The sequence below is a fragment of the Novosphingobium sp. GW835-FHT14H07 genome (assembly GCF_058793515.1).
Genome location: NZ_JBXAFX010000003.1, coordinates 186,675 through 202,960, shown reverse-complemented (window position 1 = coordinate 202,960; position 16,286 = coordinate 186,675). Strand labels below are relative to the sequence as shown.

The 16,286-nt window shown below is 64.2% G+C and carries 14 protein-coding genes; 5 read left to right on the top strand and 9 right to left on the bottom strand.

Annotated elements, in window-relative coordinates; translation table 11 throughout:
* Positions 1-34 precede the first annotated feature (34 nt).
* On the bottom strand, positions 35-1,594 hold the full coding sequence (locus AC1Q5P_RS04535; RefSeq protein WP_492518254.1) for a carboxylesterase/lipase family protein: 1,560 nt from the start codon (positions 1,592-1,594) through the stop codon (positions 35-37).
* 5 nt (positions 1,595-1,599) lie between these two features.
* Positions 1,600-2,442 carry a nuclear transport factor 2 family protein gene (locus AC1Q5P_RS04530; RefSeq protein ID WP_492518253.1) on the bottom strand — a complete coding sequence of 281 codons (843 nt, stop codon included), beginning with the start codon at positions 2,440-2,442 and terminating at the stop codon, positions 1,600-1,602.
* 342 nt (positions 2,443-2,784) lie between these two features.
* Here AC1Q5P_RS04530 and AC1Q5P_RS04525 point away from each other — a divergent pair, with 342 nt between their 5' ends.
* On the top strand, positions 2,785-3,777 hold the full coding sequence (locus AC1Q5P_RS04525) for a sugar phosphate isomerase/epimerase family protein (protein WP_492518305.1): 993 nt from the start codon (positions 2,785-2,787) through the stop codon (positions 3,775-3,777).
* 13 nt (positions 3,778-3,790) lie between these two features.
* A complete protein-coding gene (locus tag AC1Q5P_RS04520; protein ID WP_492478492.1) occupies positions 3,791-4,180 on the top strand; it encodes a C-glycoside deglycosidase beta subunit domain-containing protein in 390 nt (129 codons plus the stop codon).
* Between the two features lie 184 nt (positions 4,181-4,364).
* On the opposite strand, the gene AC1Q5P_RS04515 is transcribed toward AC1Q5P_RS04520, so the two are convergent.
* The gene (locus AC1Q5P_RS04515) at positions 4,365-4,853 is read right to left on the bottom strand and encodes a TspO/MBR family protein (RefSeq protein ID WP_193828601.1); all 489 of its coding nucleotides are present in this window, start codon (positions 4,851-4,853) and stop codon (positions 4,365-4,367) included.
* 282 nt (positions 4,854-5,135) lie between these two features.
* Between AC1Q5P_RS04515 and AC1Q5P_RS04510 the strand changes: the two genes are divergently transcribed.
* Together AC1Q5P_RS04510 and AC1Q5P_RS04505 are read left to right on the top strand one after the other, a co-directional pair.
* Positions 5,136-5,621: a hypothetical protein gene (locus AC1Q5P_RS04510; protein WP_492518252.1), complete on the top strand. Its 486-nt coding sequence runs from the start codon at positions 5,136-5,138 to the stop codon at positions 5,619-5,621.
* A 191-nt stretch (positions 5,622-5,812) separates the two neighbouring features.
* On the top strand, positions 5,813-6,433 hold the full coding sequence (locus AC1Q5P_RS04505) for a DUF3885 domain-containing protein (protein ID WP_492518251.1): 621 nt from the start codon (positions 5,813-5,815) through the stop codon (positions 6,431-6,433).
* A 66-nt stretch (positions 6,434-6,499) separates the two neighbouring features.
* Here the strand turns inward: AC1Q5P_RS04505 and AC1Q5P_RS04500 are convergent, their stop codons facing one another.
* The 6 genes from AC1Q5P_RS04500 to AC1Q5P_RS04475 all read right to left on the bottom strand — a co-directional run bounded on the left by AC1Q5P_RS04500 (position 6,500) and on the right by AC1Q5P_RS04475 (position 15,200).
* Complete coding sequence (locus AC1Q5P_RS04500) at positions 6,500-7,282, bottom strand: DUF3142 domain-containing protein (RefSeq protein WP_193828604.1); 783 nt, start codon at positions 7,280-7,282, stop codon at positions 6,500-6,502.
* Positions 7,252-9,384 (bottom strand): PA5441 family protein, encoded by a 2,133-nt coding sequence (locus tag AC1Q5P_RS04495; RefSeq protein ID WP_492518250.1) that lies wholly within the window; start codon positions 9,382-9,384, stop codon positions 7,252-7,254. Before AC1Q5P_RS04495 ends, AC1Q5P_RS04500 begins: the two co-directional genes overlap by 31 nt.
* Before the next feature lie 54 nt (positions 9,385-9,438).
* Entirely contained in the window at positions 9,439-11,094 is a 1,656-nt protein-coding gene (locus tag AC1Q5P_RS04490; protein ID WP_492518249.1) for a choline dehydrogenase, read from the bottom strand.
* Between the two features lie 77 nt (positions 11,095-11,171).
* Positions 11,172-11,930, bottom strand: a complete 759-nt coding sequence (locus tag AC1Q5P_RS04485) for an SDR family NAD(P)-dependent oxidoreductase (protein WP_492518248.1) — start codon at positions 11,928-11,930, stop codon at positions 11,172-11,174.
* 23 nt (positions 11,931-11,953) lie between these two features.
* Positions 11,954-12,457 carry a nuclear transport factor 2 family protein gene (locus tag AC1Q5P_RS04480; RefSeq protein WP_062344380.1) on the bottom strand — a complete coding sequence of 168 codons (504 nt, stop codon included), beginning with the start codon at positions 12,455-12,457 and terminating at the stop codon, positions 11,954-11,956.
* Between the two features lie 187 nt (positions 12,458-12,644).
* A complete protein-coding gene (locus AC1Q5P_RS04475) occupies positions 12,645-15,200 on the bottom strand; it encodes a TonB-dependent receptor (protein ID WP_492518247.1) in 2,556 nt (851 codons plus the stop codon).
* 324 nt (positions 15,201-15,524) lie between these two features.
* On the opposite strand from AC1Q5P_RS04475, the gene AC1Q5P_RS04470 reads away from it, so the two are divergent.
* Positions 15,525-16,283: an SDR family NAD(P)-dependent oxidoreductase gene (locus tag AC1Q5P_RS04470; protein WP_039335728.1), complete on the top strand. Its 759-nt coding sequence runs from the start codon at positions 15,525-15,527 to the stop codon at positions 16,281-16,283.
* Positions 16,284-16,286: the final 3 nt, after the last annotated feature.

The window sequence follows — 16,286 nt, the reverse complement described above, 5'->3', positions numbered from 1 at the left end:
CTAAACTATCGTCGCCACACTAACGTATTGTTACTTAAATCAATCCCAGCTTGCCACCACTTGCAGCATAGGCCTTGAACGCCTCGAGCCGTTCGGGCGAGGATACGGCCGGCCGCATCGCTTCACGGTCCCCCAGCCCCATCACGCCGCTCGTCGCCGGGCCGACCTGGGCCCATCCTGCGCCCGGCGCGCCGCTGCGCATGAAGGCCAGCAGGCGGTCCTGCCACTGCCGCACAATGCGCCTGTCAGCCGCCGTCCACGTCCGATCGCCGATCCCGATGTTGCCGAACACATAGGGCAATTGCGAGGAGTGGAAGGCCCCCCACGATTGCCCGCCCCGCACCGCCGGATAGGCGTGGTCATAGACATAGGCGAAAACCGGTTGCCGCGCACTGCGCGTGCGCTCCTTCGCCCACAGCAGCAGCCCTGCCATGTAGCGATCGCGCGCGATCAGCGTGTTGGAGGCAATCGCTTCCGCCTCGGTCGCATGCGGATAGAGCGCCAGCAGACGGTCCGCGAACGCGCCATAGCGTGCCCGCACCGCCGCCTCGAACTGCGCCGGCGTCCGCACCGAAGGATCGATCATCTCGGCACTGTTGTACCCGGTGATCAAGGGCACCGGGCTAACCACCGGGCCGCTCGCCCGGACCGGATCGAACGGCACCACCTTGCCATCGACATTGGGCACGAACCGCAGCGGCGGCGGACCGCTGCTGGCGCCCGGCACATAGCGCGTCGCCTCGATCAGCGCCTCGGCAGGAACCTCGCGCATTTCCGCGATGCTCGCCTTGCCCAGCTTGGCCGCAAGCTCTGCCCCGATCTGCTCGTTCTTCGCCAGCGGCGGCACATCCACTGCCATGCTGGCGCCGCTGAAGGCGATCGCCTTGTCGAACAGGCCCTTGGCCATCGGTGATACCATCAGGTCCGCCACCGAAGCCGCGCCCGCGCTCTCGCCCGAAACGGTCACGTTGGCCGCGTCGCCGCCGAATGCCGCAGCATTGGCGCGCACCCATTTCAGCGCGGCGATCTGATCCAGCAGTCCGTAATTGCCCGAAGACCCCAGCGGCGATTCCGCCGTGAGCGCCGGATGCGCCATGAAGCCCAGTACGCCGACGCGATAGTTGATCGTGACGACGACCGCGCCCCGCGCGGCAAGCTTCGCCCCGTCATAGATCGGCAGGCTGCCCGCCCCGCCGCCAAAACCGCCGCCGTGGATGAACACCAGCACCGGCAACTTCTTTACCGCATGCTGCGGACGCCAGATATTGAGCGTCAGGCAGTCCTCGCTCATCGGCCGCGCGGCAAGGAACTCAGCTGTATAGGGGCCCCACGGCGCCGGTACGCCCTGCTGGCAGACCGGCCCGAACGCAGATGCCTCGCGCACGCCTTGCCACGGAGCCGCCCCCTGCGGCTCGCGCCAGCGCAGCGGCCCCACCGGCGGCGCGGCATAGGGGATGCCGAGGAAAGCCTCGGCGCCCCCCTTCACCGTCCCGCGGACCGCGCCGCCGCTGGTCGCCACCACGGTCTGCGCAAAGGAGACGTTCGCCGCGAAAGCAAGGGCGAGCGCCCCGACAGGGCCCGCGATCCGCATCATGCAGGTCAGTACTCGAAGGTTTCGCTGAAGGTGCGATACGGTTCCGGCGGACGCGCCTCGAGCTTCTGCGAGGTATCGGTGCGGTAGGTGTTGGAAAGCACCGTGGCGGGCCCATCGACCTTGGGCATGAACACCGGCTTGCCGTCCTCGCCCACATACATCAGGTCAACGTTGAAGGCATCGTCCTGCGCGACAGCAGCAAAGGGAATCCAGCCCATGCCATAGGGCGCGCGGGCCACCTCGAAGCAGTGGAAGTGCCAGATCTTCCACTGGCCGTCCTGCTTGATGAAGTCGACCCCGTACTTGAGGTAGACGTTGTGCATCCACACCTTCTTGCCCTGCACGAGATCCTTCTCGAACATCCAGGCAGGCATGTTCTTGGCCTTGTCGACATCGACCAGGCCCGATTCCAGCCCGTTGACGATCCACAGGCCCTTGGCGGTCTGGCCATCGCCAGCCACTTCGATCACCGGCGTCGTCACATAGTGGAACACCAGCTTGCTGACCGGCGCGGGACGGCCCTGGTGGTAGGACATGATCTTGTCCCAATCGGTGTAGACGCCAAGGTTGCTGTACTGCGAGCGTACGCCCGGCGTGCCCTTCTTCGCCCACAGCGGGATGATGTCGGTATCGCGGAAGGCATTGTGCAGGTACATGTAGCGCGAGAACAGGTTTTCCACCGCCGCCCGGTCGCGCGCACCTTCGACCTGCGCTTTCAGCACCTGCATCTCGGCCTTGATCGCGGCCAGATCGTCCTTTGCAGCGGCCGGACCTGCCATTACCGGACCTGCCAGCACGGCACTTGCCAGAAGGCCGATCATGGCCCGGCGCAACGTCTTTGCGTACATCTCCATCTCCCTTTGCAGTCTTTTCGGGCAGCACCGCATCATGCGCGGCATCGCGAATTCAGAATAAGTATGGTGATTCTAAAACGATGGTCAAGCAGGACTTGACGGACGCCGCATATTGTTAGAATATCCATTCCAATAAGGGGCGGCAGACCCCAGGAGAGAGCGAAAGGCCTGCGCTATCTTGCACGCCCCTTCCCGCCCTGTCCGCAACGCTAACTCGGCATTTCGATCGAGCCTGTGCCGGCTATCCGCAACAACCCCGCCAAGAGGTGACGTGTGTCCAAGATCAAGAGGGGCGTGAGCCTCTATTCCTACCAGAACGAGACCTTCCAGGGTAAGATGACCCTCGAGGACTGCATCCGCACCAGCGCCGAACTCGGCGCCAAGGGCATCGAGGTCATCGGCGAACAGTCGTTCTGGGGCTGGCCCGAATATGGCGTGGCCGATGCCGAGATCGAAAACTGGCACCGCATTATCGCGCAGTATGATTGCACCGCCGTCTGTCATGACTTCATGTTGGACTACAAGCGCTACAAGGGCCGCCTGATGCCTCTGGAAGAGCAGGTCGCCAGCGTGAAGAAGGACATCGACTTCGGCGCCCGTCTTGGCGCGAAGTACATCCGCGCCCTCGTCTCGATCGCGCCCGAAGTGCTGGTTGCCGCCGCGCCTTATGCCGAGGAAAAGGGCATCAAGATCCTCATCGAGGTCCACGCCCCGCTGCACTTCGATCACCCCTGGATCATCCGCCACGCCGAAGCCTTCGAGAAGTCCGGTTCGGACGCGCTCGGCTTCCTGCCCGACATGGGCATGTTCCTCCACGCCTTCCCGCCGGTGTTCACTGAGCGGTTCATGCGGCTTGGCGTGTCGAAGAACATCGCGGATTACATCGTGAAGGCCTATGAAGACCGCGTTCTTTCGGAATACGTCATCCTGAACGTGCAGGAGATGGGCGGCACCGGGCCTGCCATCGCCATGGCCGAAACCATGCGCCACAACGCCGCCTATGAGCCCAAGCGCATGCTCGACTACATGCCGCGCATCCACAACATCCACGGCAAGTTCTACCAGATGAACGAAGACTACGTGGAACCCTCGATCCCCTACGACAAGATCGTCGAAGTGCTGAACCAGGGCGGCTACGACGGCTACATCTGCTCGGAATACGAAGGCAACCGCTGGATCGAGGACGCGCAGGAGCCGGATTCGGTCGAACAGGTCCGCCGCCAGCAGGTCATGCTCGCCCGCCTTCTCGGCGAAGCGCAGGACCCCGCAATCCAGACCTCGCCCACGGCTTGCGCCGATGCGGAAGCCATGGCCGAAGCTGCAGAATAAGGAGACTCTTCCCATGATGGACAACAAGATGATCGTCGAGGGCAGCCTCCGCAGCGAGGCCAGAGACGGCGAAACCACGGGCTTTTCCTTCCTCGGGCGCCTGCCCTATTACCGCGGCCTCGGCCTCTCGATGATCGAGGACATCCAGGTCACCGTCGACGGCGCAGTGCAGCCGCGTGAAACCGTGCGCTTCTCCGCCCATGGCAACACCTACACGCTCGACGAGATGGAAACCGTTTACGACGATCGCTGGAACTTCGGCGAAAAGGCCCGGATCATCGTGCTCAACGGCGGCCTTGCCGCAGGCGATCACCAGATCACCTTCGCCGTGCGCTACCGCGTCTCCTACCTGCCCTTCGTGCCCACCACGAAGGATACCAAGGACCTGGCGCTCGCCGCGTGACAAAAATCCGGCGTCCCCGCGAAGGCGGGGACCTCGGTGTTGCAACGGAACGCAAAAAAGGGGGACGGTGCGATCGCTCGCGCCGTCCCCTTGAAGTTCAGGAACTCTGACTGGCAGAGCCCTTCGGGTCGCAAGGGCTGATTAGCTCGCTTCGTCGCAGAAGAATGTGCGACAATTCACACGTCTACGAGATTTCTCTCACGTCCCCGAAAGGCCGGTTCAGCCGGACGATGACAAGGTTGAGGCAGGCGGCAAAGCTCACCCACGCAAGATAGGGCACGATCAGCCAGCTCGCCAGCACCGAGAACGGCCGCAGCATGACGCACAGCGCCAGTACCGAAAGCCACAGCGGCACCACCTCGATCAGCGCCCAGTCGGGCCGCTTGCGCGCAAAGAAAAGCGGCGACCACAGGAAGTGGCACACGAAGTTCACGGCGAACAGCGCGATGACCGTCATCCGCCCGGCCTCGTCACTGGCACCATCCCAGCTCAGCACCGCCGCCCAGGCGGCAAGCCCCAGGATCACCGTCCACGCCGGGCCGAACAGCCAGTCGGGCGGCTGCCAGGAAGGCTTCTTCAGATTGCGATACCACGGCCCGATCTCGGTCAGGACCCCGCCCGCCCCGCCAAGGATCAGGGCCCACAGGACGGCAGCGATGACATGAGGTTGCATGGAGCGAAGGTCTGGCCGCAATCGACGCCGCACGCAACTTGCATCTGCGGGCGGCCCTGAGCCGCCTTCGAAGATCTCTGATCCTCCCCGTCCTCGCGAAGGCCAAAGAAGGTGCCAATCCGAAGGACTGACGGAGGGGTGGCAACCAGTCCTTTCCGCGCCCTCATTTGCACCAGCGATGAATAGGGAGGATCGGCGGCTATGGCGAACTCCTACTTGAAAAGCCGCCGTTCCGGAAACGACGCCATTGCGGACCTTCAGCGGTGATGGCAATTCCTTCAGATGCCGCAAATCTTATCTGCATTGATCCTGCTTGTCGCTTCAACTCCGATGGCAAGTGCGACTGCAGCTTGCCCCGGGTTTGAAAGTGGTCGCCCGAGCCAAAGCGAAGCCGACCGCTTCTATGTCCAGCGTGCACTTGATCTGGTGAGAGCTGCGGATCGGAACGAGACCGACCACCTTCGAGCGGTAATCGCCGACGATGCTCGTTTTGAAATCCGACGAGGTGATCATATTACCGTAAGAAGCTTTGGTCCGCCCGGTGCTGTCAAAATGGTAAAAGACGTGAAGCCGATCCGATTTGAAGCGCAATCCCTATGGACCGGGCCGATAGCCTTCGTTCCCTCCGGCTGCTCTTGGGAAGTCGAATTGCTATTCCGAACCAATCAGCCCCTCGAGGGCATTAGGTTGAAATTCAGCTTTCGCGACGGACGGCTCACTTCAGCGGTTGGTGACGCCGTAACGCTGATCGAAGGCGAAGTCCACTAACCACCCCATTGCCGCCGTTCGAGCAACAAGGCAGGCGTACCGACAGCTGCCGCTTGTCCCGGCTTGAGTCGAAGGGCGGCTTTCCGACCATTGGGCCCAAAAGCGCTTAGTCACGACACGACTCCATTGCTGCCGTTCGGCCAAGCTTTTTCGTCATTGCTTGGTCGCGCTCGAAGCGGCTATCGAGCGCTATGAGCAGGCCATCCATTGAGAATTTGTGGTCGAGTCTTTGGACAGCCCGCTTTGGCTTCGAGGACGTTCGACTACGTTTCGAACTTGGTGGCGAGGAGTTTGATAACACAACCGAGTCAGTTCCACGTTTTCTTCAGGCGCACCGACGGGCATCAACCGTCGCTGACGCGATGTTTCGTGAAAGCTGCATAGGCATCGTGGCGTGGAACGGCCGCCTGCCAAATCAAGCTGGTCTTGCGGATGAAGTAGCCGACGGGTTCATGGCTCTTCATTCCGCCGGATTTCATGCGCCTCTGATAAGCGAATGGCAGGCAGTACTTTACACCGATCCTGGAGAAGAGGCAGATGTCTGGGACATCCGCAGCTACGATATGGGTCTAGACAAGATGGCCCGCGACACCCTTCTTTGGCATGCCGTCGCGTCAGAAATGCCTATCTACCCGAGAGCTCCTGTCGTTACTTTCCTGATCGACCCAAACGCATCCGTGATGATGCACATCTACGATGATCGAGGAATGGACGTGAGTGCATTTGATGCCGCCAAGCTTAAAGGGCTTTACGCAGGTTTTGCTGACTGGCTCCTCGACTACGATCTTGAGCGCATGGCAAAGCTGTTCTAACTACTTCCGTTCGTAGCGCCTCGCGACTGAAAGACGACCATCCGGAATACACCCCATTCAAGCCATTCAGCCCGAACTACGCCGCGTCCGAAACCGGACCTCCCCCCAACGCCGCTCGCGCCCCAGCAGGAACACCGCGTAGCCCCGGAACATCGGGTGGGTCTCAAGTCCCGGTGGGGCTTGCCATTCGCCGCCTTCGACCAGCGCCACCCGGAAGGGAATTGGGAAATTTGCCAGTTTCGCGAAGTAGGCTTCGTAGCCGGGGATCGTGGAGCGGGCCTGGTAGGTCTGGATCACCACTTCGTCGACCGTGCCGGCAAGTTGGGCAAGCGCGCGGGGATCGCCATTGGCGCTCCAGTCCATCAGGCCGGTGATCGAGAGACGGACGTCCCTGGGCAGGCGGGCGTGCAGGTCTTTGAGGAACGCGGCGTAGCCTGACAGGCCCTTGGTGGCGGCATCGAAATCGACCTGCAGGCCCGCCACCTCGTTACCCGCCGCACGCCACTGCGCAAGGTCGGCGAGGATCGCGGCTCGGGTGGCGTCGGTCCAGTCGAGCCGCTCGGCTCGCACGACCAGCCACAGCGTCCGCCCGGGCAAGCGCGGGATGCCCATGCGCAGCCGATGCAGCCGCGCTGCGCCATCGCGCCGCACTTCGCCATCGAGCAGGTACACGGTGCGCGCCTTTATCTCAGGCGCAGGGTGGACGCCGGGCCAGACGAACACTGCCTCAGCCGTCTCGGCGCGCACGCGCGGCGCGTCTGGCTGGCGCTCGCATCCGGCGAGGAGCAGCGCAGCGGCAAAGGCAATCGCGCGCCAGTTCACCAGTAGAAGCGCAGCGTTCTGGCCCACTGGCTTTGCGGGTAGCGCTTCTTCAGCTCGTCGTACCAGCCCTTGCGGACCGCCAGCGGCACCTGCGCCGCCTCGAGTTCCGCCGTGGTCCGCGCAGGCCCCGCGCAGCCATTGTAGCCCGAAGGCGCATAGCAGCGCACCGCGCGGTAGAGCGCATAGGCGCGCAGGTCTGCCGGGGCCGCCTTGTCGGCGATGATCGCGGCATAGATCGCATCGCGATAGCTGGCCTTGCCGGGGAAAAGGTCTGGCGCGCTTCCGAGAACGTTGGCGCCATCGTCCGGCGCGTGCAGGGCGAAGCCATCAAAGCCGTTCAGGCGCCAGAAATCGCCGAGGCACAGGCGCGCGCGTTGGTCAGCCGGATTGCGGGCGAGCGTGGCGGCGGTCTGCGCAATCGCCGGACAGGCAAAGCCGTCCGACCACTGGCCCTTGGTAAACAGGCCCACCGGCACGCTCTGCTGGCTGGCAAAGCCCCACAGCCCGCCATCGGTGTTGGCATCGGCAGGCACCAGCGCCACATCGCGCGTGAAATCGGCGAACGCGCCGCGCGTCAGGTCCTTGTGCAGCAGGGCGAAGCGGGCAACGTCGCGCTCATGGCCCGAACGCGAGGTGTCGGCCGCGCTGGCGCGCAGGATCGTCGGGCTGGCAACGGTCTGCAACAGCACCTCGCGGATCGATTGCTCCTGCACCGGCGATCCCGGCGCGAAGACCTGATCCACGCGCCCGTCGCGCTGCCAGCGCAGGGCAAGGCCGAGTTCGGCCAAGGGGCGCTGGTGGAACGGGCTCGCCGCGCCGATCAGCTCGCGCCAGAACCCCGCCTCATTGGGATCGCGCAAGGCCGAGAGCGCCTGCCCGCGCACCATCTGGCGGCTGAAGGCCAGCGGCGTCATCCCCTTCGCCCGCGCCGCATCCGGCAGGATCGAGAGGATCGGCTTCGCATTCTCGCCAGCATAAGTGATCCGCGTGGCTTCGAGCAGGCCGTAGAGATCGGGGTAGGCCAAGAGCTGCGCTTTATGCGCCGCAAGCTCTGCGGCAGACAGCCCCACCGCTGGCCCGTCGTAGACCGGCCGCATCTTCTTCATGTCGGCCAGCGCCAGCAGCAGCGGCGCCTTGCCCTGCTTTGCCACGACGGCTGCCGCATCCTCGCGATCAAGCAGCTTGCGGTCGATTTCCTCAACGAGATAGGCCGCCTCGACACTTGATGCGGGCGTCGCCCTGAGCAGCGCCTCGTAGGTGCCGACCAGCGCCTCGGTATCGCCGCCCAGCCACGCCACGCGCCGCTTCAGGCCATGCGCAGAGTCGGCATAGCGGCCCTTGGGATAGGCGGCGAGATAGGCATCGATCGCACGTGCCGCCGATGTCAGCGCCGCGCGATCGACCTTTTCCGGTCCGGCAAAATCGCCCCACTCGTCCAGCGACGTCGCCGCCGCGCGGCGAAGCCCCGTGCGGATCGGCATGTAGCGCGCAGTCTCGGCAATCCACGGATTGCCGACCTTGGCCAGCGTGGCAAACCCCGCTTCTGCTGCCGCATAGTCCGCCTTGTGGAAGGCATCGGCGGCTTTCAGGTAGGAGAGGAAGGCGCGGCCCTGCTGGCTGGAAATGGCCGCGTCGTTCCACTCGCCGTCATGGCACCCTGCCGTCGCCCGCAGCGCTGTAAGCGTGGCGCGTTCCCCCGCCGGCACGCCCTTGTCTGCCGCCAGCGCCGCAAGGAAATCGGCACTGCCCGCCTCAGCCTCAGAGCACCTCTTCTCGTCATAATCCGGCTCGGGCGCCTCCGGCTCAGGCCACAGCGAAGCGCGCAAGCCTTCCCACGACACGAAAACCTTGCCGAACTGCGGATCGTTGGGATCAATCTTGGCCTCAGCCGGAAGTGCCACCCCCGGCTGCACGCTCTGCATCAGCATGACCATGTTGATGCGCGTATCGTTGCCGGGGCTGATCAGCGCGCGGCCTGCGCAGTCATAGTCCAGCGCACCCAGCTGCCAGCCGGGATAGCACGAGGTATCGGCACAGGCCCACAGTGCGGTGCCCACGCCAAGGCTGCCCAGCGCCACGGCGCCTGCGGTAGTGAGGACGGGATGCTTGGCGAACAGACGCTTGATCATGCGCGGCAAGGTGGCCCAGCCGGTCCTCCTCGCGCAATGGCCTTCATCACATTATCACACCAGTTCCGCCACCCGCGTATCGGCCGGAGCGAGCGGCGGCCGCCCCCGGATCACGTCGGCGATCTTCTCGGCGATCATGATCGTCGGCGCATTGGTGTTGCCACCGATCAGCGTCGGCATGACCGAGGCATCGATCACCCGCAGGCCTTCGAGGCCCATGACCTTGCAGTCCTTGTCCACCACCGCCATCGGGTCATCGCGCGTGCCCATCTTCGCAGTGCCGACCGGGTGGTAGATCGTCTCGCCCCTGGCGCGCACCCAGGCGTCGATGTCGGCATCGGATTGCACATGCGCCCCCGGCCAGATCTCCTCACCGCGATAGGGTGCCAATGCCTCCTGCCCCGCAACCTCGCGGGCGATGCGGATGCCCTCGCGCACCACGCGGCGGTCCTCTTCGGCGGCGAGGAAGTTCGCCAGGATCGCAGGGTCGGCATAAGGATCGGCACTGCTGAGCGAGACCTGCCCCCGGCTTTCCGGGCGCAACTGGCAGACGTGGATGGTGAAGCCATCGCGCTTGGCCTGGACCTTGGCATGTTCCTGCATGATCGCGATGACGAAGTGGATCTGCAGATCGGGCCGATCGAGATCGGGGCGCGACTTGAGGAAAGCGCCGGCCTCAAGCCCGTTCTGCCGCCCGGTGCCCTTGCCGGTCAGCAGGTATTGCAGCCCGACCTTGAGCTGCCGCAACCCCTTGATTTCGTTATAGAGCGAGATCGGCTGGGTGCAGGCCCAGTTGAGCGTGACATCAAGATGATCCTGCAGGTTCGCGCCCACGCCCTTCAGCACATGGACCGGCACAACGCCCTTGGCCTTCAGCGCCTCGGGATCGCCGATGCCGGAGAGCTGGAGGATCTGCGGGGACTGGAACGCGCCTGCGCAAAGCAGAACCTCGCGCTTGGCGCTGGCGCGGCTGACCGGTTTTCCCTGCCCCAGCGAATACTCCACGCCCACGGCGCGCCCGTTCTCCACCACGACGCGGTGGACCCGCGCGCCGGTCACCACGTTCAGGTTGCCGCGCTTGCCCGCAATCGGCGCGAGGTAGCCGCGCGCCGCACTCCAGCGCTGTCCGTCGTGGATGGTCAGCTGGTAGCGGCCGAAGCCCTCCTGATCCGCCCCGTTGAAATCGGGCGTGACCTTGTGCCCGGCCTGCCGCCCGGCCTCGATGATCCCGCGATAGAGCGGGTGGTGCGAATTCTCACCCCAGTTGACCTTCAGCGGCCCGCCCGCCCCGTGGAAGGCATCGGCCCCGTCGCAATTGTCCTCGGCCTTGCGGAAATAGGGCAGCACATCGGCCCAGGACCAGCCTTCCAGCCCCATCTGCCGCCACTGGTCATAATCGCGCGCGTGGCCACGGACATAGACCATGCCGTTGATCGCCGACGAGCCGCCGAGGCCGCGCCCACGCGGATGCCACATCCGGCGATTGTCCATGTGCGGTTCCGGTTCCGACCAGAAACCCCAGTTGTGCTTGCTCTTCTGCTTGATCAGCGTGCCCACGCCCGCCGGCATCCGCACCAGCACCGACGTGTTGGGCCCGCCCGCCTCAAGCAGCAGCACACGCGTCTGCGGATCTTCGGAAAGGCGCGCGGCGAGCACCGAGCCCGCGCTGCCCGCACCGATCACGATAAAGTCGAAAGCGCTTTCGGCCATCATCCACCTGTCCCGATTCCGCGTTGCTCGCGGTTACTGACACAGGGGTAATTAAGCGCGCGATTAAATGCAAGGCGTCAGAACGCCGTAGCGCCCCCATCGACGACCATGGCATGTCCGGTGACGAAACTTGCCGCGGGTGAGCACAGCCACACCACCGCCTCGGCGATTTCGCTGGCCTGTCCCATCCGGCCCATCGGCGTCATCCCGTCGATCAGCGCCTTCATTTCCGCGTTCTGCACCAGCGGCGCGGTCATCGGCGTTTCGATCACGCCAGGGCAGACCGCATTGACGCGGATGCCGGCCTTGGCCCAGCGCAGCGCGCCATGGCGAGCAAGGCCGACCACGCCGTGCTTGGCGGCGGTATAGGCAGGCTGTCCGCCATTGCCGACCAGCCCGTTGATCGAGGCAGTGTTGACGATTGCGCCGCCGCCGTTCTGCAGCATGTAAGCCGCCTCCTCACGCATGCAGCGCATCACGCCGGAAAGGTTGATCGCGATGTCGCGCTCCCAGATCGCGTCGTCGTACTGGTCGTCGGTGATGCGGTTGATCCCGGCATTGTTGAATGCACAGTCGAGCCCGCCGAACGTTGCGACCGTGGCCGCGACCATCGCCTTGACCTCGTCCGCGTTGCTCACGTCGCAGCGCACGAACGCGGCCTTGCCGCCTGCAGCCTCGATCAAAGCTACCGTTTCAGCACCGCCTGCCTCGTTCACGTCGCTGACCATGACGCTCGCGCCGGAACGCGCGAATGCCTCTGCCGCCGCACGGCCAATGCCGCCGCCTGCGCCCGTGACCAGTGCCACCTTGCCTTCAAGGCCGTAATTGATTGCCATGTCTGGATTTCCCTTTCGAAGGTTCAGGCTGCCGGCGGCTCGGCCAGCGCGATTACCGTCACGCTGCCGTCCTCAGCCACCTGTTCGGTCAGCATCGAAGTCACGCGGCTGACAGTCTCGACGATCCACCAGCGGCCGTCGCGCTTTTCGTAAACGTCATCGTATTCCACCGCGAGGCGGACGACCTGGCGTGGCCCGGTCAGGATCGTGCGGAAATTGAGCGACCACTTGCCCGTCGCCCGCGTGCCGCTTTCAAGATCGATCTGCCAGTTGGTGGCGTGGTGAATGTCATAGACGCCGCCATTGCAGGCCATCTGCTGATAGATCGCGACAAATGCATCGCGGTCATCGAACTCGGGAAAGTTTTCATAGGCGATGCGGATCTTGCCGGTGGCGAAGCAATCGCGCACATCTTCGACCTGTTTGAGGTCGCAGGCGCGCAGGTAGCGCGCCTTCAGCGCGCGGATCGCTTCCTTGTCCTCAAGCGCGGTCAGCCGCGCGGCGAGGTCTTCAAGGCTGATCGTCATCACGGCTCTCCCACACGAACCTTGCATGATTCGCTTTGTCACTAGCTATAGGGATACGCATTCCGTTGTGAAGGTGCGTTTTCGTCATATGAACGCGTAATAACAGAAAAGCCCCGCCCCTGCACTTGCAGAAGCGGGGCCACCCGAAGACGGTTGCCGGAGTACCGGCGCCCATCCTCCCCAAAGATCAGAACTTCACGCCCACCGTCACGCCATAGGTGCGCGGATCGGCGTAATAGCCGCCGCCATAGCCCAGCTGGCCGAAGTCGATTGCGCGGACGAGGTTGTTCTCGTCGGTCAGGTTCTTGACCCAGAAGCGCACCGCCGCCTCGCTCCCGGCAAGGGGGATGCGATCGATCGCCACCTGCGCGTCGACGATATTGCGATTGTCGCCCTTCAGCACTTCGTTGAACGGCGAGGACAGCACGTTCGAGAAGCTGTACTTGCCGTCTTCGTAGGCATAGCTGACCCGGCCGGTCAGGCGCATGCCGTTGTCGCCCAGCGGGAACTGCGCATTCATCGCGACATTTGCGGTGAACGGCGAGGTGTAGCCCGGCGTGGCATAGGCCGCGATGTTGACCAGTGGCTGGTTGGCGGCGACCGGAAGCCCGGCGAGGAACTCCTTGTACTTGATGTCGACGTAACCGGCGTTCGCCTCGAAGGTGAAGTTGTCGGTCAGCACCGCCGTCAATTCGGCCTCGACGCCGGTGTAAGTGACCTTGCCGGCGTTCGTTACCTTGGTGGCGAAAGTGCCCGGAGCAAGGTTGGTGATCGGCACGGCGATCGCCAGATCCTTGTACTCGTTGTAGTATCCGGCAAGGTTGAAGCGAACCTTGCGGTCGAACAGTTCCGACTTCAGGCCCACTTCGTAGGACGTGACGTTCTCCGGCTTGAACGAAGGCAGCACGCCGGCCACCGCAGGGTCCTGCGCATTGAACCCGCCCGAACGATAGCCGGTGGCGATGCGGGCATAGAGGTTGACCTGGTCGGACAGGTCATAGCCCAGCATCAGGTTCCAGGTGAACTTGCTGTAGCTGGCGCGGCCCTGCTCGGGCGTGGCAAGCGGGGCCACACCGTTCTGGCGGCGCACCATCGACTTGGTGTCCCAGGTATAGCGGCCGCCTGCCGTCAGGCGCAGGCCGCTGTCCTTGCCGCCGGGGTAGAACGTCGCCTGCCCATAGACCGCAGTGCTCTCGGCCGTCGCGGTGTAATCGAGCACCGACAGCGTCTGCACCAGACGGTAGCGCGCCGGATTGGCCGCGACGAACGAGGGGCCGAGCGGGCCGAAGTTGCCGAGGAAGATCGAATTGGTATCGAGCACGAAGCCGCTGTTCTGCGGGTTGTACTCCGAACCCTTTTCCCAGAAATAGAAGCCGCCGAGCACCCAGTCGAGGCTGTCGCTCTCGTTGCCGATTTCAACCTCTTGGCTGAACTGCTTGTGGCGGCGCTTGTTGTTGGTGTCGAACAGGTTCTGCTGCACGGTCGGTACCGGCGATGCGGCGATGAACGGACGGAATGCTGCCGGGATCGACGGGATGAACTGCAGCAGACTTGCTGGCATGCCGTTGAACAGCGACGCCTGCGTGAAGCGCGGCGCAGTGAACGCGCCGATGCCATCAAGGTCGGTCACGCTGTCGTTGTTCCAGAAGCGGTAGCCGGTGGTGGACTTCAGGTGGAACGCGCCGAAGTCGTTCTGGACCTGCACGTTGTGGCCCCAGGCCTTGTCGGTTGAACGGCTGTTGATGTCGTTGCACACCGTGCGGCGCCAGTCGCGCGTCGGCGCGGCAAGAGCAGCGCAGCGCGGATCGAGGAAGTTGACCGTGTTCAGGAACGGCGCGACGGGCGCCTGCTGCGTCACCACCACCGGCACGCCGCCGACCACTTCGGGCGGACGCACCGCGCCGCTGGCGACATTGGTCAGCTGGAAGTTGATCGGCGAGGCGTCGATCTTGCTCCAGTCGAAGATGTACTGGATCGAGCCCGTGCCGCCGATGTCGGCCTTGGCGGCGATGCGGAAGGAATCGCCCTTGCGCGCACCGGGATCACGCGCATCGCTTGGCTCGTTGAGGTTGTCGACCACGCCGTTGCGCTGGCGGTGGCTGTAGGTGAAGCTGGTCGAGATGCCCGCGATCTCGCCCGGATCGAGCGTGATCTTGGCGTTGAACGCGTTGTAGTTGCCATAGCCGGCTTCGGCCGAAAGCTTGAATTCCTTCGACGGCGCACGCGAGATGAAGGCAATGCCGCCACCGGTGGTGTTGCGGCCGAACAGCGTGCCCTGCGGCCCGCGCAGCACTTCGACGCGGGCAACGTCGATCACGTCAAGCGCGCTGCCGCCCGAGCGGGCGATGAACACGCCGTCGACGTAAAGGCCGTTCGCGGTGTCGAGGCCAAAGGTCTCGGTCGCGGGCGTGGGAATGCCGCGGATCGAGATGACAGCGGCATTGGCGTTGGTCGTGCCCTGCACGATGGTCACGTTGGGGGCGAGGCCGGACAGGTCCTTGGCATCGCGGATGCCCAGCTTCTCGACCTTGTCGGCGCTGATCGCGCTGATTGCCAGCGGCACGTCCTGCAGGTTCTGCTCGACCTTCTGCGCGGTCACGACGATCTGCTCCAGCTGGCCCTGGTCATCGCTGGCCTGCACGGGTTCATCCGCAGCATGGGCGGCAGATCCCAGCATCATCGACGCCAGGCTGGCGCCAAGCATCAGCCGCACGGCGAGCGTTGCGCAAGTGGTGGCCTTCATTGTTACTCCCCTCCAAACCGTTGTTGGCGCGGAAGATAGCAAGTGCGTAGGAATTGACAAGTCGAAATACGCAAACATGCCATGACTCGCAGAAATGCGCCACTTGTCCGGGATATGGACCCGGCGATTCCCGCAAAAATGCAGCATGCCGATGCGCTCCAGAGCACTCGCATCGGCGCACGCCGCGAATCACAAGACTGGCTTTATGCGGAGATAAGAGCAAAAAATATCGCACGTTGCGCGATCATAATTCCGGTGATATGCATGTTTGCATAATTCTGGCGGCATTATGATCCGCAAATCGGCAATACGGGAGATTCTGGAATGAAGGGCCTCAAGGGCAAAGTCGGCATCGTTGCCGGCGGTGGGCGCGGCATTGGCGCTGCAACCGCACGGCGCCTCGCCGAAGAAGGCGCCCACGTCGTCATCGGTGACCTCATGGGCGACTGGGCCCGCGAAGTGGCGGAAAGCATCCGCTCAACCGGCGGCACCGCCACCGGCATCGAACTTGACGGCACCAAGGCCGATTCACAAGCCGCGATCGTGGCCTGCGCGGTAGAGACCTATGGCGGCCTCGACTTCTACCATTCCAACCTTGCGGGCGGCACCGGGGGCGACAACGACATCCTCGATTGCCCCGAGGACGTGCTCGACCTCAGCTTCGCGATCAACACCAAGAGCCACTTCCTCGCCACGCAGGCGGCGCTGCCGAAGATGCTCGAACGCGGCGGCGGCGCAATGATCTACACCTCCTCCGGCGCGGCATCGGGCGGCGCACCGTGGCAGGTTGCCTATCCGATGACCAAGAACGCCATCCATGCGCTGGCCCGCCACGTTGCCGCCAAGTTCGGCAAGAAGGGCGTGCGCGCCAACGTGATCTGCCCCGGCCTCGTCCTCACCGAAGCGGTCAGGCAGCACCTCACCGACGAGTATGTCGAGCGTGGCCTCGCCGCCGTGCCGCACGTCCGCCTCGGCCAGCCCGAAGACATCGCCGCCGCCGTGACGTTCCTGGCCTCCGACGATGGCGCCTGGGTCAACGGTCAGGTCTGGCACGTCAACGGCGGCGCGCAGATGCGGGATTGAGCC